The sequence below is a fragment of the Chryseobacterium paludis genome (assembly GCF_025403485.1).
Taxonomy (GTDB): domain Bacteria; phylum Bacteroidota; class Bacteroidia; order Flavobacteriales; family Weeksellaceae; genus Chryseobacterium; species Chryseobacterium paludis.
This window is the reverse complement of the sequence record NZ_CP099966.1, coordinates 4,072,025-4,092,186: the sequence shown is the minus strand read 5'-3', so window position 1 is coordinate 4,092,186 and position 20,162 is coordinate 4,072,025. Positions and strand designations below refer to the sequence as shown.

Sequence of the window (20,162 nt, the reverse complement as noted above, 5' to 3'; positions counted from 1 at the left end):
CTCAAATATCATTATTTATTTTGAATTAAATTAATCCAAACTGTTCAAAGTGATGTGTAAAATGTTTTTTATGCATCAGTTCCCACATTTCTTTATTAAGCTTCCCAAACACAAAATTAGCATGTTCTGCCTGTGGATTTTCTTTGTAGTAAATTGAGAATCTTTTCAAGTTATCCATGAAAGACTGCTTAGCAATTTCAAGATTTTTATGACGTAAATCTAACAAAGTCTCATCTTCAGCCAGGAAAGGTGCTGGAAAATCTTTCGGCATTTTTCTGTGATTGTATAAAGAATCCTGCCATTTTTCCAATTGCTCCTCTGGTGTGAAACATTTTTCAGCTTCTGGTTCGCCTAAACTTACCAAAACTGCATGTTCAAGATGTTCAATCATCTGTTGTGGAGACATTTTCCCCCAATTTGATTGGGTATTTTCAGTTAAACCATTTAAGATTTTTTGAATATTCTTCAGGTTTAAATCGATAAAAGGAGATTTTTTTGCAACCAATGTTAAAATTGTAGCCACACAAACCACCTCATCCCTTTGATTGATTACCTCGACCAACCATTTTACAACCCCTGAAGGGATGTTTCTTCCTTTTACCCCTCTATTGATTTTTTCTTTCGCTGTTAAATAAACCGTAATAGTATCTCCAGCATAAACAGGCTTAAAGAAAGAACAGTTTTCCAATCCATAATTTGCGATTACCGGTCCTTTCTTACCTGAAACAAATAATCCTGCTGCTGCAGAAAGAATGAAATATCCATGGGCTACGGTTTTATCAAAGATCGTTCCTGTAAGACTTGTTGCATCGGTATGTGCATAGAAGTGATCCCATGAAACATTAGAGAAATTAACGATATCTGCATCGGTAACTGTCCGACCTGCTGTTTCCAGTGAATCTCCAACCTCAACATCTTCAAAATATTTCTGAAACGGATGCTTATCCGCCATTTTCTTCTCTGCTCCCTGCTGATATACTTTAGTAATAGCTGTCAGGATATCAGGTGATCCCTGAATAGCTGTTTTTTGAAGGAAGAAATGAAGACCACTTAAGCCACCCATTTCCTCTCCACCTCCAGCTCTACCAGGACCTCCGTGCATCAAAGTTGGAAGTGGTGAACCGTGACCTGTACTTTCTTTAGCATTATCTCTGTTCAGCACATAAATTCTTCCATGCTGAGAAGCCATTTTCCAAGAAGTTTCAGCAACAAACTGATCATCATTAGAAATAATAGACCCCACCAAACTTCCTTTTCCTCTTTTTGCCAATGCCGCAGCTTCTTCTGCATCTTTGTAAGGCATTAATGTAGAAACAGGTCCAAAGGCTTCTACATCATGAGAGATATTCTTTTCGAAAGGTTTATCATTTAAGAATAACTTAGGACTCATAAATGAACCTTTTTCATAATCAGCATCTACAAGCTCATGCTTCCCATCGTATACCAGTTCGGTTTCAGTTTTTAAAATATTTATTTTTCTTAAAACCTCATCATATTGTTGTTTTCCAACTAAAGATCCCATTTTTGTTTCCCTGCTTAAAGGGTTTCCTATTTTTGTCTGATCCAAAGCTTTAGACAATGCATTCTGAACATCACCTATTAAATTCTCAGGAACAATAATTCTTCTGATTGCGGTACATTTCTGTCCGGCTTTGGTTGTCATCTCATTTCGAACTTCTTTGATAAATAAATCAAATTCCGGAGTTCCAGGTTTTGCATCCAATCCAAGAATCGAGCAATTTAGAGAATCGGCCTCCATATTGAAACGTACTGCATTTCCAGCAACAGATGATAAGGATTTTAATTTTCTCCCCGTATTGGCAGATCCTGTAAATAATACGGAATCCCCATCCTGAACATAATCCAGAATATTTCCAGGTTCCCCACAAACCAATTGTACAGCACCTTCAGGAAGTACACCACTTTCGATCATATCCTGAAATACAGCATTCGTCAAATAAGAACCAAAAGGTGAAGGCTTCACAATAGATGGAACTCCCGCCAATAAAGAAGTTGATAATTTCTCCAGCATTCCCCAAACCGGAAAGTTGTAAGCATTGATCTGCACAGAGACTCCTTCACTAGGTGTTAAAATATGGGTTCCTAAATGAGTTCCGTTAGTAGAGATTTTCTGTGTATCTCCATCTACCCAAAATGGGGTATTAGGAAGCATTCTTTTCGCTAATCCTGAATAGGTAAAGAAAGTACCAAAACCTCCCTCTATATCTACCCATGAATCGATATGTGTTGCTCCTGTTTTGTAAGATAATTCGTAATATTTCTTCTTCCTTTCTAATAGGTATAATGCTACTTTTTTTAGCATTTCCCCTCTATCATAGAAAGTCATGGAGGATAAGTTTTTGTAGCCTATCGTTCTTCCGAAATCAAGAGCTTGTTCAAAATTAAGTCCTTCTGTATCTGAAACAGCAACTTGTTCACCAGTAACAGCATTATACAAAGGAATACCGCCTCCGGTACCTTCTACCCATTCTCCGTAGATATAATTCTTTAATTTTTCCATAATTTAAAACAGAGTTTACTGTAAATATAGATTTTGTCTTATTTATTTTATAATGTATATTTTCTTATCCGGAATACTGATTGTAATCTTTTTTCCAATCCAGTCAATACCTGTTATACCTTCGTATATGAGCCCATCCACAAAACGAGCTTTAGGATTCTCAACTTTAGCCAGCCCATTTACGGTCGCAATTTCTGCAACACTTCCATTATATACTTTATTAGATTTTTCATTATTAAAATCACTCTTTGCCTCTATGGTTTTAAAATCAGCTTTATTTAATCCCAAGACATCTAAAAAGCGTGAACTAAAACCATAAGCTCCCTTTCCTGATCCAGAATCCAGAGAGACCTGAATAGTGATTTTATTATTTACTTTTACATTCGTAAAAATATCAATTGCTTTACCTGCCTCATCGGCTATCTGTATATCAATAAATTTTTTCTTGTCTGAATTTTTTATATCTCCAAAGACCAATTCGCTTTTTTCATAATCAATGGTCACTGGTAAATTCTGAAATGTATGAAGAGAGATCAAGCCATCTATATTGGGAAAATCTACATCAAAAGTACTATAAGTCTGATCTTTGAAATTATTTTTCCCTATTACAAGATTTTCAGACCGATAAAGCGGACAATCTATAGCTTCTCCGGTCGCTCTGTGTCCTACAAAAAAATTGTAAGATTCTTTTTTTGAAAGCTTCTTCGCAAATTTCTCAAAATAAACATTGAGGCCAGCTCCCGTATCAAAAATAAAATTACCTTCTACATTATCCACCTTCACTTTAATCATAATATGTCCATACTCATTCAGTGTAAACGGTATAGAATTTTGAGCATTTAAAATAAAACTCAAAAACAAGCTTAGGATTAATAGGAGTTTTTTCATGATAAAAACAAGAGTTAATGTTAGTGGTCATTTACCTCAATATTTCTTATTGAGCTGAAAATATTTATTTAGTTTCTTTATATGGAAATAATTTTACTAATCCCTCATACAAGCTTCGATGCAAAATCGTCGCATGATTATCTCCTTCCATCATTTTATATTCTACGGTCCAGTTTTTCTTACCAGAGCTTTTAAGAATATCATAAATAGACTCCGCATCTTTTACCATAACCGGATGTTCACCTTTTCCCACAGAAATATAAACGAACTTCCTTGTATCTGACGATTTGCCAAGTAATTCTTTTGCCTGTTTTAAAAGACTTTCGTCATCCCACCATAAACTTGGACTGATGATAAAGTAATTATTGAACATTTCAGGTTTTTTCAAAAGAATTTCAGTTGCCAAAAGTCCTCCAAGAGATTGCCCAAACAAATATGTATCAGTTGTTTTAAACTGCGTTTCTATATAGGGTTTTAATTCTTTTTCAAGAAAACTAATGAACTTATCAGAATGTCCAGTTGTAGGATAATCTTTTTGTAAATCTTTTAAATCGGTATGAAATGTAAAATCTCTCTTTCGGTCCACATTTGCAATTCCCACAACAACAGTTTCGGGCATAGCATACATCTGATTAAAAAACTGTACTAATCCTGAAACGTGAATAAAATCTTCATTCATACTACCATCCAGCAAATAAATAACCGGATACGATTTTGTTTTATCAAAACCCTGAGGAAGGTAAATATTTAAAATCCTTTCTTCGTTTAATATTTTAGATTTTACCGTCCTAATTTCTCCGATAGTAAGTGGTTTTACAGTTTCATTCTGTGCTAAAACCACAAAATGAAATGCAAACAAAATACTACACAGGGTAAAAATTTTTTTAATCATAATTATTTAATATCTGCCCAGATGCTGTAATCAACAATTTTGGTTGGGGTCTGTTCTACAAATTCAGAGAAAGGTTCACAAGGGAGAATAGCTTCCCTGCCTTCTCTGGCTAGTTCCTGATATAATTTTGTCCCCTCAGTTTTCCAACGGATCATATCATCAGAGACATCACGTATTATCTTTGCAGGGCTTCCTACAATCAACTTTCTTGGTCCACATATAAAGTTCGCAGGAACAAAGGCTAAAGCACCAATAATGCACTCATCACCAATCACTGCTTTATCCATTACAACGGCATTCATTCCAACAAGGCAATTTTTACCAATATGCCCGGAATGAATAATCGCGCCATGCCCAATATGAGCAGATTCCTCTAAAATAGTTTCAATATTCGGGAATACATGTAACGTACAGTTTTCCTGAACATTAGCTCCATCTTTTATAATAATCTTACCCCAATCTCCACGAATGACAGCATTGGGTCCTATATAAACTTCTTCGCCAATTTCCACATTACCAATAATCACAGCTTGTGGATGAATATACGCCGATGGTTTGATTACCGGACGAATCCCATGATATGAATAGATGTTCATCGTATTTTTAATTAATTTATTTTAACAATGTATCAGTTTACCAGTGAACAATATTAACATTTCAACATTACATCAATATTGTTACACTGATACATTGTTAGATCGTTACATTAGTAAGCTAAATTTTTTCAATAACCATTGCATATCCCTGACCGACACCGATACAAAGGGTACATAATGCATATTTTTTATCTTGCTTTTGAAGTTCCATTGCTGCAGAACCAATAATTCTTGCTCCTGAAACACCAAGTGGATGTCCAATGGCAATTGCGCCTCCATTTGGATTCACTCTTATATCATCATCTTTTAATCCTAAGCTTCTTGTTACTGCTAAAGCTTGTGCAGCAAAAGCTTCGTTCAATTCAATGATGTCTATGTCTTCTAATGAAAGATTTAATCTCTTCAATAGTTTTTGTGTAGCTTCTACAGGACCAATTCCCATGATTCTTGGCTCAACACCGGCTACAGCTGATCCTAAGATCTTTGCTTTTGGTTTTAAACCATATTTCTGAACCGCTTCTTCACTTGCTAAAATAAGTGCTGCAGCACCATCATTCATTCCGGAAGCATTTCCAGCTGTTACAGTTCCTTCCTTTCTAAAAGCGGGACGAAGTTTCCCCAAACCTTCCATAGATGAAGTTGGTTTAATAAATTCATCCTTATCAAAAATCTTAGCCTCTCCTTTTCTTTGTGGAATCTCCACTTTTACAATTTCTTCTGCCAATCTTCCACTTTCCTGGGCTTTTGTAGCTTTTTGTTGAGACCAAAGCGCAAATTTATCCTGATCCTCTCTACTGATATTATGCATATCTGCAAGATTCTCAGCAGTATCTCCCATTCCATCAACACCATATAGTTCTTTCATTTTAGGGTTGATAAAACGCCATCCGAAAGTGGTATCAAACATCTGGCTATCTCTTCCAAAAGCTGCACTAGGTTTTGACATTACATACGGTGAACGGGTCATATGTTCTACTCCGCCAGCGATATAAATTTCTCCCTCACCAGAAGCAATAGATCTGAACGCATTGGCAACAGCCGACATACCTGAAGCACAAAGTCTATTTACGGTTTCACCACCTATTTTATAAGGTAGCCCGGCTAATAAAAGAGCCATTCTTGCTACGTTACGATTATCTTCTCCTGCCTGATTGGCACATCCAAAAATAACATCTTCAATTTCTTCTACCGGAACTTCAGGGTTTCTGGCAATAATTTCTTTGATAACCACTGCTGCCAAATCATCGGCTCTAACTTCTGATAAACCTCCCTGTAGTTTTGAAATAGGAGTTCTGATATAATCTATGATGTAAACGTTATTCATTTTTATTTAGATTTTTAGATACTAACTTCAGATTTTAGACAAACGCTCATCTGATGTCTCATATCTTTTTATAATTCTGTTACTTTTTTTCCAATTTTATAAACGGTCCCTACAAATTTTGCAATCAACTCCTCGTTTTGATTGGTGATCAAAATATCGTAGATCGCTGTTCTTCTCGTATTGTTAACCAATTTACTTTCTGCTCTGAATATATCACCTTCTTTTCCAGCTTTAGTAAAATTGATCGTACAGTTCAGCGCAACAGCTGCATCTCCGGTATTGTTGGACGAAAAGGCCAATGCGGAATCTGCAAAAGCAAATGTAACCCCTCCATGAACCGTTTTAAGCCCATTAATCATATCTTTTTTGATGGGCATCTCTATTAAACAATAATTTTCTTTTACCTCAATCATTTTGATATTCATCCATTGGGAGAAATAATCCTGATCGAGCATATAATCTGCAACCTGTCTCGGATTCATTTTTAATTTACGCTTGTTATTTCTTCATATAATTCTTCCACCAATTTGTCATAAATGCCCATCGTTTTACCAAGAATTATCTGCTCATACGAAAGAGTTCCAGATTGATAAAGAGATTTTAAATCAATCCCATTTTCATTGGCCATTCTTTTTATAAGCTCTTTATATTTATCATTAAATTTTCCTAATAATTCAAGTCTTTCCTGAAAATCTTCGATCAAAGAAAGTTCCTGAATCAAATATTGTTTTTCATTTAGGAGCCTTAGTTCCAATTCAACTCTGAATACCTCTAAATCTATTATCTGATTCTTATTATCCAAACTAAAAAAGTTTTTTTAACAATGGGCTTTGTCTGTATCTTTCTTCCTGATATTCTTCATAAAGACTTTGTAAGGTTTCGGAAATTTTTGAATATCCTATTTCTTTTCCCCAGGCTAGTAATCCTTTCGGATAGTTTACCCCTTTCTGCATTGCCAATTCGATATCTTCATCATTAGCAACACCTAATCTTTTTGCCTCAACTGCTTCATTGATCAACATAGAAATAATTCGTAAAAATATTTGTTGATATAATGCATCGTCCTTTTGAGCAACAGGTTTCTCTGCTCCTTCAGCATAATCATAGAAGCCCTTTCCTGTTTTTCTGCCATGAAGCTTAGCTTCAGACATACGCTGTTGCAATAAAGAAGGCTTGTATTTAGGATCATTAAAATAATCTTTGTAAACAGTAGTTGTTACCGAAAAATTAATATCAACACCAATCAGATCCATTAGTTCAAACGGTCCCATTTTAAAGTTCCCTAAAGTTCTCATGGCATCATCCACCTGTTCCGGTGTTGCCATATTTTCTTCAACAATTCTTAAACCTTCTCCATAATAAGGTCTGGCAATTCTGTTAACAATAAACCCGGGAATATCTTTTGCAATCACTGGTGTTTTTCCCCATTCTTTCATGAGGTTATAGATTTTCTCTGCTAAAGATTTTTCTGTTAATAAAGAGGGAATAATTTCAATCAAAGGCATTAATGGTGCTGGATTGAAAAAATGAATTCCTATGAAACGCTCAGGTTTCTTTAATTCTGCACCAAGAGAGGTGATAGAAATGGATGATGTATTGGAACCAATGACACAATTTTCAGAAACATGACTTTCTAATTCTGTGAAAACCTTGGTTTTGATTTCTTTATTTTCTATAATGGCCTCAATGACTAATTCACAGTCTTTGAAATCTTTTAATTCTGTAGCGATACAAATATTTGTTAAAATTTCAGTCATCTTTTCTGCTGAAATTTTCTGCTTATCTACCAGTTTGGTTAATGTTTTTTCCAAACCTACAGTTGCCGTTTCTACCTGTTTTGGATTGGCGTCATATACCCAAACTTTGCACCCGTTCGTTGCGGCTACTTGTGCGATGCCTATCCCCATAGTTCCGGCACCGATAATTCCTACATTCATTTCTTTTTTGTACAATGTATTTATGTAAAAAGTATTCATGTAAAAATTCAGACTTTAAATCTTGATATTTAAAATTCAAGCTAGAATCATAAATACATTTCACATGAATACTTTAATACGAAATTTTTACCTTCCTTTATAATTAGGTTTTCTTTTTTGTAAAAAGGCATTTACACCTTCTATGAAATCTTCAGTTTCTGCTGCTTCCTGCTGTAAATCCCCTTCTAATTCAAGCTGTTCTTTCAATGTGTTATTGTATGATTGAGCAAAAGCCTTTTTAGTTAATTTAATAGCTGCCGTTGGCATATTCGCCATTTTTTCTAAAATTTCCATTGATTTCGAAGCAAATTCCTCTTCATTAAAAACTTCAGCAACCAGTCCGTAAGATTTTGCTTCTTCTGCAGATAATTTTTTACCTGTGAAAGCTAAATAATTTGCTAACTGTCTTCCCAGTAGCTTAGGTAAAAAGTAAGTTCCACCTGTATCAGGAATCAGTCCGATATTTGAAAATGCCTGAGCAAAATAAGATTTATCAACTGCTAAAACAAAGTCACAGATTAATGCCAACATTGCACCAGCTCCCACAGCAGGTCCATTTACCAATGCAATAACAGGTTTTTTGCAATGCGTTACTTCTGTAACCAGAGGATTGTAATAATCCACCACTATTTTTCTAATGATATCGTTATCATGGTGTTCATTACCCTGTACGAAAGCATCATCTAAATTTTGGCCTGAACAAAATGCTCTTCCTCTTCCGGAAATCGCCACACATCTTACGGTATCATCTTCATTACAAGATTTAATAAAATCTTTTAAATCTGATAAAGATGGCTTTGTAAGCGCGTTCATAGTATCAGGTTGATTCAGGTAAGCAATTTTTAGCTTTCCGTCAAAATGCGTTTCAATATCAAGTTGTGTATACATAGTTTTTTAAGTTATTATTTAACAATGCACTAATTTAACAATATAAAATAATGTAGCAAGCTATGATTTATATGTATATCATTACTTAAATTGATAATACTAAAAATACATTAATCAGTGGCATTTAAAATAGTCAAAAGGTTCTAAACAGTCTAAGCATTGATAGGAAGCCTTACATAGTGTGGATCCAAATCTGCTGATCTGTTTTGAATTCATAGAACCACAACGGGGACATTTTTTTGGTTTCCCAATATGATGTTCATCTGCTCCTTTTTCAGGAGGTGTAATTCCATAAACACGAAGCTTTTCTCTTGCTTCATCTGTTAACCAGTCCGTTGTCCAAATCGGAAACATTTTGGTTACTACTTTAGCATCCCAACCATTCTCTTTCATCATTTTCATGATATCTTCTTCGATCGTAAACATAGCGGGGCAAGCCGAATAAGTAGGAGTAATAATTACTTCACAAGTATTTTCACTCGTTACTTTCGCCTCACGCACGATTCCTAATTCCACGATATTAATAACCGGAATTTCAGGATCTGGGATTGTTTTTAATAAATCTAAAAGCTGGTTCAATTTCTGAGTTTAATATAGTTTACCAAGTACATCCTGGATAAGCTCTCTGCATATATTGTAATTCACAAAGAATGAATCCAAAATATTCTGTATGATATCCAGTTCTTGATTTTGGCTGCATAAAATGATCCTTTGGATACTCTAGGCCAAAATCCTGAAAATCTTTTTCCGTGATCGCAATAAACTGGTTGTATAGTTCATCAACATTCGGAGTGATATTTAAAGCTATTAAATCATCTTCTCCTTCTACTTTTGCGAATAGCCCTTTTGTGTATTCCCAGATATTTTCAATCGCTTTCACTAAACGGGCTTTACTTTCTTCTGTACCCTGAGCGAAAATTTTCATCCAAGATGCAGTATGTGTATAATGATATCTAACTTCTTTAAAAGATTTCTGAGCAATTGCAGAAAGTTCTTCATCTGCAGAACTTGACAACGCTTCATACATTAGTTTCTGATATACAGAAAAAACATATACTTTAAGAATCGTTTGTGCATAATCTTCATTGGGAAGTTCTGTAAGATGTGCATTTAGATACTCATGTTCATATCTTAAAAACGCCAAATCATCTTCACTTTTTCCATTATCAGCAACTCTTGATGCATAAACGTAAAAGTTATTGGCCTGACCTAATTCATCTAAAGCAATGTTTGTCAATGCAATATCCTCTTCCAAATACGGACCCTCACCACACCATGCAGACAATCTCTGTCCCATAATGAAGCTGTCGTCTGCTAATTTTAATAAATAATTGAATAGTGCACTCATCTTACATGTTTTTTACGTCATTAGGAATATCATAAAAAGTTGGGTGACGGTATAATTTGTCATCTGCAGGATCAAAAAAAGATTCCTTATCAACTCCTTCTGAAGTTACTATATATTTACTTGGAACTACCCACACAGAGGTTCCTTCTTTTCTTCTTGTATAAACGTCTCTTGCATTTTGCAAAGCCATTTCTGCTGTTGGTGCCTGTACAATTCCAACATGTTTGTGAGATAAACCCGGTTTAGTCTGAATAAACACTTCCCACATATCTAAATTTGCCATAGTCAAATTATAAATTTAACAATGCATCCATATAACTGTTACCAATTGAAGATTCTGCGCTTTGCTCTGAATGACAATAGAATTGTTATATTTTTACATTGGTATATTGTTATATTATTTATATTACTTCTTTTTGTTGTTTTTCCGCAAAAGCTGCTGCCGCTTCTCTTACCCAAAGATTTTCCTGCTGAGCCTTTACCTTCGTCTGTAATCTTTTCTTGTTACATGGTCCATTCCCTTTTAGGATCGTCATGAACTCATCCCATGGAAGCTCTCCGAAATCGTAATGACCTCTTTCTTCATTCCATTTCAAATCTTTATCCGGAACTGTTAATCCAAGGAATTCAGCCTGAGAAACGGTAACATCGATAAACCTTTGACGAAGACTGTCATTACTCTCACGCTTTACCCTATAGTTCATTGAAATTTTAGAGTTTGGCGAGCTGTCATCATTAGGTCCGAACATCATTAACGCCGGCCACCAAAAACGATCTAAAGAAGCCTGAGCCATTTCTTTCTGTTGTTTTGTTCCACGACAAAGCGCCATTAAAATCTCATAACCCTGTCTTTGGTGGAAAGATTCTTCTTTACAGATTTTCACCATTGCTCTTGAATAGGGACCATAAGAATTTCCCATCAACATGACCTGGTTCATAATAGCTGCGCCATCTACCAACCAACCGATCGCACCAATATCTGCCCAACTTAAGGTAGGATAATTGAAAATACTCGAATATTTCGCTTTCCCTTCAAGCATATCATCATAAGTAGCATCTCTGTCAGCTCTGATAGTTCCGTTTCCTAAAGTTTCAGTTGCAGAATAAAGGTATAAACCATGTCCTGCTTCATCCTGAACTTTAGCCAACAAAGCCATTTTTCTTCTTAATGAAGGAGCCCTGGAGATCCAGTTCGCTTCAGGTAGCATCCCAACAATTTCAGAATGTGCATGCTGTGAAATCTGACGAACCAATAATTTTCTGTAATCATCAGGCATTACATCTTTTGGTTCTACTTTATTCTCTTCGTGAACGTATTGAACAAATTTTTCTAAGTCCATATCTTTTGTTTTTTGTAAAATGTAAAAAGTACCTAGGTATTCATGAATACTTTTTACAATGAATCGTTAATACAATTTAAACGTCATAATTAAGCATCACCACATTCGTTGTAGGGTGACATTGGCAAGTAAGAACAAATCCTCTTGCTACTTCATCTTCGGTAAGCGCGAAATTTTTCTCCATGAAAACTTCTCCTTCTAAAACTTCCGCTTTACACGTACAACAAACTCCTCCCTTACAAGCAAAAGGTACAGGAAGATTGTCTTTCAATGCTTTATCTAAGATACTCTCTTTTTTAGAATTAAGGTGGAATGAATATTCATCGTCATCAATAATGACCGTTACCATACTTTCTATATTGGCAATCGCCTTGAACTCATCACTCATTTCTTCAGAATTTTCATCGTCCGGAGCTGTGAAGTATTCAAATAAAACCTGAATAGCGGGTACTTTTTTATCTTTCTTTAAATAATCAGAAATTCCTTTGATCATTTCCGCAGGTCCACAGATGAAATAAGTAGCCTCTTTAACATCAATATCCGTATATCTTTCAAATAAATGATCTAATTTTTCCGGAGAAATTCTTCCTTCAAAAATTGGATCTTCATGTTTTTCACGACTTACAAGATAAACTACACTTAGTCTTCCTTTGAAATGTTCAACCAATTTGTCTATTTCACCCTTTTTCATAACATGATTCATGCTTCTGTTACTATAGAACAGATAAGCCTTACTGTCAGGTTCCTGGTAAAGACTTTCTTTGATATTGGAAAGAACCGGACTTATTCCACTTCCCGCCGCTAAACCAACATAGGTCTTTGTATTCGTCGGATGATAGCTGGTGTTAAAACCTCCCATTGGTGGCATCACTTCCAGCAGTTCATCCATATGAAGATGTTCATTAAAATATCCTGAAACTTTTCCACCTTCTAAAAGTTTTACCAATACTTCCAACGTGTTGCTTTTTTCACTTGGAGCATTGCAGATAGAATAAGAACGTCTCTCTTCATTTCCATCAATCATCATCCGGAAGTTAAGATACTGCCCTTGCTTGAATCTGAATTTGTCCTTCAACTCTTCAGGAATTTCTACCGCAACGTTTACAGCTTCATCGGTATCTTTCTGAACTTTTACAGTTTTTAGTTTATAAAATGAATTCATTTTTTCTTAAGTATTCTATTAATTTTTCCACCCTCGCATTTTGGCAAGCTGTCTTGAGCATGAATTCTAACTTTCGTTGTAATTCCTACTCTTTTCTTTATTTCGTTTTCTATATTTTTTCCAAAGTTTCCGACAAAAATAACATAATCATCGGTATTTATTTCAAGTTGCTCAGATTTCACAAAATCATCATCAATTTCCAGGTCGATATCCAGAGCTACACACATCTGTTCTTTTTCAATCGGTGTAAGATAATAATTCGGAACCACTCCCTGTACATGTGAAAAAGCTTCTTCTATCTGACTTGGATATACATTCACTCCTCTTACAATCAGCATATCATCGGCTCTTCCCAGAAGAGGTCTCATTTTAACCATACTTCTTTTAGCGTTCTCATCGTAATAAAGACTTGTAATATCATTTGTCCAATATCTTAAAAGAGGCATTGCTTTTTTCGTTAAGGTAGTGATCACTAAAACCCCTTCTTCTCCAAAAGGAACCGGCTGCTTTGTAACCGGATCTAAAATTTCCGGATAAAAATGATCTTCCCAGATATAAGAACCTCCTTTTTCTTCAAAATCTTCCATGGAGACTCCAGGTCCAATAATTTCACTCAATCCATAAATATTGGTTGCATGAACACCTAGTTTCTCTTCAATATGATGTCGTATAATTTCCGTCCAGGGTTCTGATCCTAAAACAGCATATTTTAAACTAATCTCCGCTGCAGAAATTCCTCTTTTAGCAAACTCATCAGCAATTGTCAGCGCATAGGATGGTGAACAACAAATTACTTCCGGTTTAAAGTCCATGATTAGATCTACCTGCCTTGTGGTCATTCCTCCAGAAATAGGAAGAACACTCATTCCTAATTTTTCAGCTCCATAATGAAGCCCAAGTCCGCCGGTAAAAATTCCATAACCATATGCATTATGCAATTGCATCCCTGGTTTTGCACCTGCAGCATTTAATGATCTTGCAACCACCTCGCTGAAAAGATCAACATCTTCTTTGGTATATCCTACTACTGTTGGCTTTCCTGTTGTTCCACTCGAGCAATGAATTCTTTGTAACTCATTTTTTGGAACCGTAAATAATCCGAAAGGATAGTTATCTCTTAAATCCTGTTTATAGGTAATTGGTAGTTTTGAAATATCTTCAATTGACCTTATTTCCTGAGGTGATATTCCCAATTCATTAAATTTCTTTCTATAAAAATCCGATCTGTCCTCAAGATAACTGACCAAATTCACCAATCTTTCAGATTGGAGCTGTCTCAATTGGTCGAGTTTTAAATATTCAACTGAAAAATCCATAAAAACTAACTAACATTTGTTAGGTGTAAATTTAAAAAGATTTTGGGAGCTGACAAAATTTTTATGATTTTCGTCATATTTTGAATAGTTCTAAATAATTTATCCGAAAACAGTGCGGAATTTCAACAATAAATGATATTTGAATCTCCTATAAAATCTCTCATTTAACTTGTCATTCAGAATGGAATACAGTGGAGGATCTTTAGTTATACAATTTAGTATTTAGATTTTCTCAGTCAGAATGAAAAAGATTAAATTGAAGATTTCAATCCTTAAGCCTATTGTTTTTCATTTCCAAGAAGCCCAAAAAGTATCTTATTCCTGATCTCATCGGTAATTTCAGTAGTCGATTCTGTATTTCTTTTAAACCAGAAATAGGAATTGTTTAAAGTATGAAGAATAAATCTAGTCGTAAAAACAGGTGATTTTAATTCCCAATTCTCAGCTTTATAGATCATAGAAATTAATTGTTCAACTTCTTGCTGATATTTCTTCCTTAATTCTACAAATTCAGGAAGCCTTTCTTCAAGATGTTTCCATTCATTGGAATAAATATGGGTAACATCAGGGTTTTTAAGCACAATAGATAAATGTTTATCAATAAATAAATTCAATTTATCTTTTGGATTGAGATCCGTGTTTTGTACTTCCTCCAGCTCTACAAAGAAATCTTGTGCAATTCCAAAACAGATCCATTCAAGAATCTCTTCTTTAGATCGGATATGTGCATACAAGGAAGCAGCCTTTATATTCAGCTTGGTAGCCAAGTCTCTTACAGAGCTACCCATATAACCTTTCTCTTTGAAAAGCTGAACGGCTTCGTCTAATATTTTTCTTTGTTTTTCTTTAAGCTCCATCAGTAAAATACAAAAGTAACTTTTTTGATTTAAACTGTAGATTTTTGGTCTATAAAGTTTTTAGATACTCTTTTTAATCATAATAAGACTATAAGAGATGTCAAAATTTACAACTGATTTTTAAAAAATGGAAATTTTGTCTAGTGAAAGCGCAGCTCAAAATGCAATATTCGGAAATTTTGTCCTAAATATTTGAAAATTCAATAATTGAACAGTTTTTGCGATATGGTACTCGAATTAAATGATTAAAATTAGATCTAGGACATCAGACTTTAGATAAAAGATTTTAAAATTTATTTTAATTCAAGGTCTTATGGTCTGAAATCTAAATTGCTTAAATCAACTCAAAAATATAAAATATGAACTTAAATCAATATACTGTAAAATCACAAGAAGCCATCCAGGCAGCCCAGCAAGTTGCTATGGAATTTGGCAATCAAAGCATAGAACCTCAACATCTACTGGAAGGAATTTTTCAGGTAGATGAAAATATTTCACCTTTCTTATTAAAAAAATCTGAAGCAGATGCAAATCTGGTAAGGGAGCGTAACCGAGAAAATTTAGAAAAACTTCCTAAAGTTCAGGGCGGAAACATTTACCTTTCACAATCTGCCAATAAAGTTTTACTGGACGCACCGAACATTGCAAAAAAAATGGGTGATGAATATGTAACGATTGAACATTTATGGTTATCACTTTTGGAAACAAACTCTGAAGTTTCTAAAATGCTCAAGGATATGGGCGTGACCAAAAATCTATTAGAAGGTGCTATTAAAGAATTAAGAAAAGGAAGTAAGGCGAGCTCAGCAAGTTCAGAAGAGACTTACCAATCCTTAAATAAATATGCTAAAAACTTCAATGAACTAGCAGCCGAAGGAAAACTGGATCCAGTAATCGGGCGTGATGAAGAAATTCGTCGCGTATTACAGATTCTTTCCCGAAGAACTAAAAATAATCCGATCTTAATCGGTGAACCTGGTGTTGGTAAAACAGCTATTGCTGAAGGAATTGCTCACCGCATCATATCTGGGGATATTCCCGAAAACCTAATGGATAAAACATTATATTCATTGGATATGGGTGCCTTAATTGCGGGTGCTAAATATAAAGGAGAGTTTGAAGAGCGTTTAAAATCTGTTGTTAATGAAGTTATAAAATCAGACGGACAGATCATTCTTTTCATCGATGAGATTCATACACTGGTAGGTGCTGGCGGTGGAGAAGGTGCTATGGATGCGGCTAATATTTTGAAACCGGCTTTGGCAAGAGGAGAGTTGAGAGCCATTGGAGCAACAACTTTAAATGAGTATCAAAAATATTTTGAAAAAGATAAGGCTCTTGAAAGACGTTTCCAAAAAGTAATGGTTGATGAACCGGATACAGAGTCTGCAATTTCTATTCTTAGGGGTATTAAAGATAAATATGAAGCTCACCATAAAGTAAGAATCAAAGACGAAGCAATTATTGCTGCCGTTGAGATGTCTCAAAGATATATCACAGATCGATTCTTACCAGATAAGGCCATTGACCTTATTGATGAAGCTTCTGCAAAATTAAGAATGGAAATCAATTCAAAACCCGAAGAACTGGATGTTTTAGATAGAAAACTGATGCAGATGGAGATTGAATTGGCAGCCATTTCGAGAGAAGGTAACCAAACCAAGATAGAGCATTTAAAAGAAGATATCTCAAAAATTTCTGAGCAGAGGAATGAGATCAATGCTAAATGGTTAAAAGAAAAACAAAAAAGTGAGGATCTTACTCAAATCAAGAAAGATATAGAATCTCTTAAGTTAGAAGCTGAAAGAGCTTCCAGAGCAGGAGATTATGCTAAAGTAGCAGAAATTCAATACGGAAAAATCAAGGAGAAAGAAGATGCTTTGCAGAAACTGGAATTAGAAATGCAAAACCATCAGAATGAACTGATCAAAGAAGAGGTAACCTCTGAAAATATTTCGGAAGTAATTGGAAAGTGGACAGGAATCCCTGTAACAAAACTTTTACAGTCCGAGAGAGAAAAATTATTACATCTTGAAACTGAACTTCACCACAGAGTAGTAGGACAAGATGAAGCTATTCAGGCAGTAGCTGATGCGATCAGAAGAAACAGAGCGGGCTTAAGTGATGAAAAAAAACCAATTGGTTCATTCCTTTTCTTAGGAACAACAGGAGTTGGTAAAACTGAATTAGCTAAAGCTTTAGCAGAATTCTTATTTGATGATGAAAACAATATGACCAGAATCGATATGAGTGAATATCAGGAGCGTCATTCTGTTTCAAGATTGGTAGGAGCGCCTCCTGGATATGTTGGATATGATGAAGGCGGACAGTTAACGGAAGCAGTAAGAAGAAGACCTTATTCTGTGGTACTTTTAGATGAAATTGAGAAAGCGCACCCTGATGTCTTCAACACTCTGTTGCAGGTTTTAGATGATGGACGTCTGACAGATAATAAGGGCCGTGTCGTGAATTTCAAAAATTCTATTATTATTATGACCTCGAATTTAGGTTCACACTTAATTCAGGAGAATTTTGAAAATATCACTGAAGAAAACCAGGATGAAATTGTAGATAAAACGAAAGACGAAGTTTTTGATTTATTAAAACAAACATTACGTCCTGAATTCTTAAACAGAATTGATGAAGTGGTACTATTCCAGCCTTTAAGAAAAAAAGAAATTGGAAAAATCGTTCAGTATCAATTAAGGGGCTTCAATGATATGTTAGCAAAACGAAACATTATTATGACCGCAACTCAGGATGCTGTGGATTACCTGATGAATAAAGGATATGACCCTGCATTTGGAGCTAGACCTTTAAAAAGAGTAATCCAACAGGAAGTTTTAAATAAATTATCAAGAGAGATTCTTGCAGGAACGGTAAATGACGGTGATAGAATCACTTTAGATTATTTCGAGGAAACAGGACTGGTTTTCAGACCAGCAGAAAAATAAAGTAGTTTTTTTCATATATATATTATTTTTGTAGTAAGTGCTGTAAACAAAATTTACAGCACTTATTTTTTATTAATAAATAACTCACATGATAGATACTTATTCATACATTTACAATGACCAAAAAATTAATGTAATTAAAACAAGAACTATTATGAAAAAATTAAAAAGACATCATTTAAAGAAAATCACTGGAGCTGGACCGGCTCCTATCTATTGTGACATTGGCGGCGGCTGTCCACCCAATCTTTGTTGTACTTCTGACAATACATGCAAAGACTTCAGAAAATATCCATGTGTTTAAAAAATTATCTTATAAAAAAAGCGGCGAAAATAAAATTTTCGCCACTTTTAATTTTATACAAATTATTTAAGTGCAGAAAGACTGTTAAGAGGATTACTTACCATATCTTTCATATCACTTCCTTTTGGGAATGCTGTAAAATAGATACACTGACTACCTCCTTTTTGTTTTCCTTTACTTGTCATATCTGAACTGAAGCTATTCTGACCTATATTGATAGAAATGTTTACCTCAGTAATTCCTTTTGCCACCGCTTCTTCTTTCACATATTGAAGATATCCTTTTAGCACATTAACACTATAAAAGTATTGTCTTTTTACCTCTACACCCTGTGCATCTAATGTTTTTTCATTATTAAAAGTATACGTATCATACAAAAGCGCAGCTGCGTCGTCAGCAATTAAATAATTTTCAAAATTCTTATCTACAATATCATTTTTATTTGTTGTTGCATCTGGTGGAATAAGATTACCATGATTCATTGCTTCAACACAATTACTTGGAGAAATAGTATCATTAGCTGTCTTATAAGACATTAGATACATGGTCTGATATCCTTTGTAACCTTGTCTCTGATGGTTATCTATCACATTATTTGCAGGATATTGTCCAATATTAACTCCAATTAAGGCATCATCTCCTACTTTTAACTTCACATGATCGACATATGCTTCTAAAACTTCTATTGGATAAACCACCTGTCTGGCATCCTCACCAGATAGTCCTTTAGCCGTCCTTCTTCCTAATAATAAAGTATAGTTATTAGCTAAATAATTATCTCCAAGTGTTTGCGCAGTTTTACTATTAATCAACTGATTCTTGTAATCTTGCGAAACCACTGTACCTTTGGACAAGTCATTTTCAGAATCACCATTACATGACTGAAATAGCATCCAAACCGATAAAAGGCTTATAAAACCTATGCTAAAAATTTTTGTTTTCAAAATGATTTTTTTTTCGATAGTAAATATATCCAATTTCGTAGAAATAATATATAATAAATTGGTTATTTTCGCAAAAAAATAAGACTAACTCAATATTAAAAAGCAATATAGCAATTTTTAGGACACTTCATTTTTGATAAGGATAGCAGTATGCAAATAAAAAAAAAGAAATCCGTAAAATCACGGATAATAAATAGGAAAAACACCTGTTATTTAACATAAAATTTTTCCGAGATTTGCAGAACTAACTAACAATGTGTTAAAAACTAACATTATGGAAACAAAACCTATCTTCGAAGGTGATATTGAAACGCTTAGCGCTCCAAACACCATGACCACATCTTTTATTCAAGAACTGATCAATAATTATCGTAACAATCAGTTACAAGCTATTAATTCAAATCTTGAAATGAACGACGCCCACTCTATTTGGTTTGATCTACCAAAACTGAAAAAATTCATTGCTGACCTGGAAACTGAAGCTAAAAAAATTGACCCGACAACTACTGATAATGATCTTGGTATCAGATTTTATTATGCCGCTTATCCTAAATCTGAAAATTGGGCAATTATGGAAAACCATACTGTTCCAAAAGAATATGCAGAAAGACATACTTTAGTAATGGTTCCCACTTTGAAAAAAGAAGATGAAAATGGGGATCTTTTGGATTATGATTTTAATCCTTTAGCATCTAATGGCCACGCAATGGCGATGGCATTGAAATCCCGTAATGCAGAAACTCCTATTGAAGAAGAAGGACTTGCACAAAATCACGGAAATCTAATTCCACCTGACGGAACCAAGTCAGAATTATTTTAAAGCCCTCAATAAACAATTATTTAAATAGTAGT

At 34.6% G+C, this 20,162-nt stretch carries 20 protein-coding genes; 3 read left to right on the top strand and 17 right to left on the bottom strand.

All coding sequences use genetic code 11. The features are described from left to right. Positions 1 to 25: 25 nt before the first annotated feature. The 16 genes from paaZ to NG806_RS18510 form a co-directional block, all read right to left on the bottom strand. Complete coding sequence (gene paaZ / locus NG806_RS18585) at positions 26 to 2,521, bottom strand: phenylacetic acid degradation bifunctional protein PaaZ (protein WP_261511003.1); 2,496 nt, start codon at positions 2,519 to 2,521, stop codon at positions 26 to 28. A gap of 42 nt (positions 2,522 to 2,563) precedes the next feature. Then, positions 2,564 to 3,409 (bottom strand): aspartyl protease family protein, encoded by an 846-nt coding sequence (locus tag NG806_RS18580; protein ID WP_261511002.1) that lies wholly within the window; start codon positions 3,407 to 3,409, stop codon positions 2,564 to 2,566. Between the two features lie 64 nt (positions 3,410 to 3,473). Continuing rightward, entirely contained in the window at positions 3,474 to 4,301 is an 828-nt protein-coding gene (locus tag NG806_RS18575; RefSeq protein ID WP_261511001.1) for an alpha/beta hydrolase, read from the bottom strand. A gap of 2 nt (positions 4,302 to 4,303) precedes the next feature. After that, positions 4,304 to 4,897: an acyltransferase gene (locus NG806_RS18570; protein WP_261511000.1), complete on the bottom strand. Its 594-nt coding sequence runs from the start codon at positions 4,895 to 4,897 to the stop codon at positions 4,304 to 4,306. 118 nt (positions 4,898 to 5,015) lie between these two features. After that, positions 5,016 to 6,221, bottom strand: a complete 1,206-nt coding sequence (pcaF, locus tag NG806_RS18565) for a 3-oxoadipyl-CoA thiolase (protein WP_261510999.1) — start codon at positions 6,219 to 6,221, stop codon at positions 5,016 to 5,018. A gap of 68 nt (positions 6,222 to 6,289) precedes the next feature. Further along, positions 6,290 to 6,703 (bottom strand): PaaI family thioesterase, encoded by a 414-nt coding sequence (locus tag NG806_RS18560; protein WP_214831258.1) that lies wholly within the window; start codon positions 6,701 to 6,703, stop codon positions 6,290 to 6,292. A 2-nt stretch (positions 6,704 to 6,705) separates the two neighbouring features. Continuing rightward, complete coding sequence (locus tag NG806_RS18555; protein WP_214831257.1) at positions 6,706 to 7,023, bottom strand: hypothetical protein; 318 nt, start codon at positions 7,021 to 7,023, stop codon at positions 6,706 to 6,708. Between the two features lies 1 nt (position 7,024). Next, positions 7,025 to 8,158 (bottom strand): 3-hydroxyacyl-CoA dehydrogenase NAD-binding domain-containing protein, encoded by a 1,134-nt coding sequence (locus tag NG806_RS18550; protein ID WP_261513123.1) that lies wholly within the window; start codon positions 8,156 to 8,158, stop codon positions 7,025 to 7,027. A gap of 126 nt (positions 8,159 to 8,284) precedes the next feature. Then, a complete protein-coding gene (locus NG806_RS18545) occupies positions 8,285 to 9,085 on the bottom strand; it encodes an enoyl-CoA hydratase/isomerase family protein (protein ID WP_214831256.1) in 801 nt (266 codons plus the stop codon). A 114-nt stretch (positions 9,086 to 9,199) separates the two neighbouring features. Further along, positions 9,200 to 9,664, bottom strand: a complete 465-nt coding sequence (paaD, locus tag NG806_RS18540; RefSeq protein ID WP_261510998.1) for a 1,2-phenylacetyl-CoA epoxidase subunit PaaD — start codon at positions 9,662 to 9,664, stop codon at positions 9,200 to 9,202. A 19-nt stretch (positions 9,665 to 9,683) separates the two neighbouring features. After that, positions 9,684 to 10,433, bottom strand: coding sequence for a 1,2-phenylacetyl-CoA epoxidase subunit PaaC (paaC, locus tag NG806_RS18535; protein WP_214831254.1), 750 nt, complete (start codon positions 10,431 to 10,433; stop codon positions 9,684 to 9,686). A 1-nt stretch (position 10,434) separates the two neighbouring features. Continuing rightward, positions 10,435 to 10,716 (bottom strand): 1,2-phenylacetyl-CoA epoxidase subunit PaaB, encoded by a 282-nt coding sequence (paaB, locus tag NG806_RS18530; protein ID WP_214831253.1) that lies wholly within the window; start codon positions 10,714 to 10,716, stop codon positions 10,435 to 10,437. 118 nt (positions 10,717 to 10,834) lie between these two features. Beyond that, entirely contained in the window at positions 10,835 to 11,773 is a 939-nt protein-coding gene (gene paaA, locus NG806_RS18525; RefSeq protein ID WP_214831252.1) for a 1,2-phenylacetyl-CoA epoxidase subunit PaaA, read from the bottom strand. Positions 11,774 to 11,849: 76 nt separating this feature from the next. Next, positions 11,850 to 12,935, bottom strand: a complete 1,086-nt coding sequence (locus tag NG806_RS18520) for a 2Fe-2S iron-sulfur cluster-binding protein (protein WP_214831251.1) — start codon at positions 12,933 to 12,935, stop codon at positions 11,850 to 11,852. Further along, complete coding sequence (locus NG806_RS18515; RefSeq protein WP_214831250.1) at positions 12,932 to 14,251, bottom strand: phenylacetate--CoA ligase family protein; 1,320 nt, start codon at positions 14,249 to 14,251, stop codon at positions 12,932 to 12,934. Before NG806_RS18515 ends, NG806_RS18520 begins: the two co-directional genes overlap by 4 nt. A 278-nt stretch (positions 14,252 to 14,529) precedes the next feature. Then, positions 14,530 to 15,108 (bottom strand): TetR/AcrR family transcriptional regulator, encoded by a 579-nt coding sequence (locus NG806_RS18510; RefSeq protein ID WP_214831249.1) that lies wholly within the window; start codon positions 15,106 to 15,108, stop codon positions 14,530 to 14,532. 359 nt (positions 15,109 to 15,467) lie between these two features. Here NG806_RS18510 and clpB point away from each other — a divergent pair, with 359 nt between their 5' ends. Next, positions 15,468 to 18,062: an ATP-dependent chaperone ClpB gene (gene clpB, locus NG806_RS18505; protein WP_261510997.1), complete on the top strand. Its 2,595-nt coding sequence runs from the start codon at positions 15,468 to 15,470 to the stop codon at positions 18,060 to 18,062. Between the two features lie 154 nt (positions 18,063 to 18,216). Beyond that, positions 18,217 to 18,366, top strand: a complete 150-nt coding sequence (locus NG806_RS18500; protein ID WP_214831247.1) for a hypothetical protein — start codon at positions 18,217 to 18,219, stop codon at positions 18,364 to 18,366. Positions 18,367 to 18,428: 62 nt separating this feature from the next. Here NG806_RS18500 and NG806_RS18495 read toward each other — a convergent pair whose 3' ends face one another. Further along, complete coding sequence (locus tag NG806_RS18495) at positions 18,429 to 19,310, bottom strand: hypothetical protein (RefSeq protein ID WP_214831246.1); 882 nt, start codon at positions 19,308 to 19,310, stop codon at positions 18,429 to 18,431. Positions 19,311 to 19,584: 274 nt separating this feature from the next. Between NG806_RS18495 and NG806_RS18490 the strand changes: the two genes are divergently transcribed. Then, positions 19,585 to 20,130 carry a hypothetical protein gene (locus NG806_RS18490; protein ID WP_214831245.1) on the top strand — a complete coding sequence of 182 codons (546 nt, stop codon included), beginning with the start codon at positions 19,585 to 19,587 and terminating at the stop codon, positions 20,128 to 20,130. Positions 20,131 to 20,162: the final 32 nt, after the last annotated feature.

Excerpts from the sequence above, each read along its gene's own strand:
- paaZ (WP_261511003.1), bottom strand. The coding sequence starts at position 2,521 with ATGGAAAAATTAAAGAATTATATCTACGGAGAATGGGTAGAAGGTACC.
- NG806_RS18580 (WP_261511002.1), bottom strand. The coding sequence starts at position 3,409 with ATGAAAAAACTCCTATTAATCCTAAGCTTGTTTTTGAGTTTTATTTTA.
- NG806_RS18575 (WP_261511001.1), bottom strand. The coding sequence starts at position 4,301 with ATGATTAAAAAAATTTTTACCCTGTGTAGTATTTTGTTTGCATTTCAT.
- NG806_RS18570 (WP_261511000.1), bottom strand. The coding sequence starts at position 4,897 with ATGAACATCTATTCATATCATGGGATTCGTCCGGTAATCAAACCATCG.
- pcaF (WP_261510999.1), bottom strand. The coding sequence starts at position 6,221 with ATGAATAACGTTTACATCATAGATTATATCAGAACTCCTATTTCAAAA.
- NG806_RS18560 (WP_214831258.1), bottom strand. The coding sequence starts at position 6,703 with ATGAATCCGAGACAGGTTGCAGATTATATGCTCGATCAGGATTATTTC.
- NG806_RS18550 (WP_261513123.1), bottom strand. The coding sequence starts at position 8,158 with ATGAATGTAGGAATTATCGGTGCCGGAACTATGGGGATAGGCATCGCA.
- NG806_RS18545 (WP_214831256.1), bottom strand. The coding sequence starts at position 9,085 with ATGTATACACAACTTGATATTGAAACGCATTTTGACGGAAAGCTAAAA.
- paaC (WP_214831254.1), bottom strand. The coding sequence starts at position 10,433 with ATGAGTGCACTATTCAATTATTTATTAAAATTAGCAGACGACAGCTTC.
- paaB (WP_214831253.1), bottom strand. The coding sequence starts at position 10,716 with ATGGCAAATTTAGATATGTGGGAAGTGTTTATTCAGACTAAACCGGGT.
- paaA (WP_214831252.1), bottom strand. The coding sequence starts at position 11,773 with ATGGACTTAGAAAAATTTGTTCAATACGTTCACGAAGAGAATAAAGTA.
- NG806_RS18520 (WP_214831251.1), bottom strand. The coding sequence starts at position 12,935 with ATGAATTCATTTTATAAACTAAAAACTGTAAAAGTTCAGAAAGATACC.
- NG806_RS18515 (WP_214831250.1), bottom strand. The coding sequence starts at position 14,251 with ATGGATTTTTCAGTTGAATATTTAAAACTCGACCAATTGAGACAGCTC.
- NG806_RS18510 (WP_214831249.1), bottom strand. The coding sequence starts at position 15,108 with ATGGAGCTTAAAGAAAAACAAAGAAAAATATTAGACGAAGCCGTTCAG.
- clpB (WP_261510997.1), top strand. The coding sequence starts at position 15,468 with ATGAACTTAAATCAATATACTGTAAAATCACAAGAAGCCATCCAGGCA.
- NG806_RS18500 (WP_214831247.1), top strand. The coding sequence starts at position 18,217 with ATGAAAAAATTAAAAAGACATCATTTAAAGAAAATCACTGGAGCTGGA.
- NG806_RS18490 (WP_214831245.1), top strand. The coding sequence starts at position 19,585 with ATGGAAACAAAACCTATCTTCGAAGGTGATATTGAAACGCTTAGCGCT.